Origin of the sequence: Zavarzinella formosa DSM 19928, assembly GCF_000255705.1 — a bacterium.
Lineage (GTDB): Bacteria > Planctomycetota > Planctomycetia > Gemmatales > Gemmataceae > Zavarzinella > Zavarzinella formosa.
On sequence record NZ_AIAB01000540.1, the window covers coordinates 1 to 1,344 of the forward strand.

The 1,344-nt window shown below is 65.0% G+C and carries 1 protein-coding gene; it reads right to left on the reverse strand.

Annotation, left to right across the window (positions count from 1 at the left end; all coding sequences use genetic code 11):
* Positions 1-1,344 (reverse strand): family 2B encapsulin nanocompartment shell protein (locus tag BGIM_RS47895; RefSeq protein WP_020467898.1); only part of this gene is annotated, 1,344 nt, incomplete at both ends.

The following is a 1,344-nucleotide window of genomic DNA, read 5'->3' on the forward strand; positions in this document are numbered from 1 at the left end:
GCGGAGAAGTAGAGGGTGAGGAGGTAGGAGGCGACGCCGAGGTTGTCGAGCCCCATCAACCGGGCCGACAGGCTCGGGGCGATCTCGCCGGGGATGCCGGCCTGATGCAACCCGACGACCCCCTGATCGGCCTCGCCGACCCGCAGCAACAGAATGCTGGTGGTGCCGGTCTGGTTCGAGAGCCGCCGGCTCTTGACGTCCAGCTTGTCGCAGGGGACGATGGGGACGCCCCGCCACATGATGACCGGCGTTCCGAACAAATTGGTGGTGACGGGGGGCACGCCGCGCCAGGTGCATTCCCGCTCGAAGGCCGCGATGGCCTTGGGATGGGCGAGGAAGAACGACGGCTTCTTCCACACCAGCGAGAGCAACTCGTCCAGATCGTCGGGGGTCGGGGCTCCGTAACGCGTGCTGATGCGCATGGCGGGGTCGGCGGAGTGCAGCAGCCCGAACTTGGGGCTGTTGATCAGGTCCCACTCCTGGCGTTCCTTGATCCCCTCGATGGTCAGGCGCATCTGCTCTTCGATCTGGTTGTACGGCCCGTTGTACAGGTCCGAGACACGGGTATGAACGCGCACCATCGTCTGCACGGCCGACAGCGAATACTCGCGGGGATGGTCGGAGTAATCGACGAACGTCTCGGGAATCTCCACGTTCTCGGCGAACCCGGAGACGAGGTCGATGTTCCGCTCGCCGTAGCGGTTGACGGTCGAGGCCAGTTCCTGGTGGGCCCCGATCGCCTTGCGGAACTCGTCCTCGAAGCCGGGCACTGCCTTCTTCAAGGCGTCAAGGTCCTGCCGGGACAGGGTGAGAAACACGCACGGCGTCGTCGTGCGGACGGTGACCTCCGAGGGCTTGTCGGAGACGATCTCGGCCTCGCCGAAATACTCGCCGTCGGTCAGCAGGGCGATGCGGAGGTTGCTGCCGTGCTCCCCCTTGCTGAGCACCTCGACCTGGCCGTGGGCGATGATGAAAAACTTGCTCTGGTCCTCCCCCTCGACGATCAGCCGGTTGCCCAGCGACACCTCCTCGGTCTTGAACCGGGAGGCCATCTGGCCGATGATGGCGTCCGGCAGGCGGGAGAACAACGGCACCGCCCGCAGGGCCTCGGGGGCGAAAACGGCCTGCCCCGCGATCACGTCAATTCCGATGCGTTCGGCCTTCTTGAGTTCGATCTTGGTGCGGTTGACGCGATACGTCCCCCCCTCGACCTGGACCCACGGCAGCAAACTGAGCACCCAACGCGGGGTGATCGACATCATCTTCGGCGTCGTCTTCGACGTGTTCGCCAGATTCCGCGCCACCGACGTCGTCACGCTCCGCTGCAACAAACTGTCCGACATA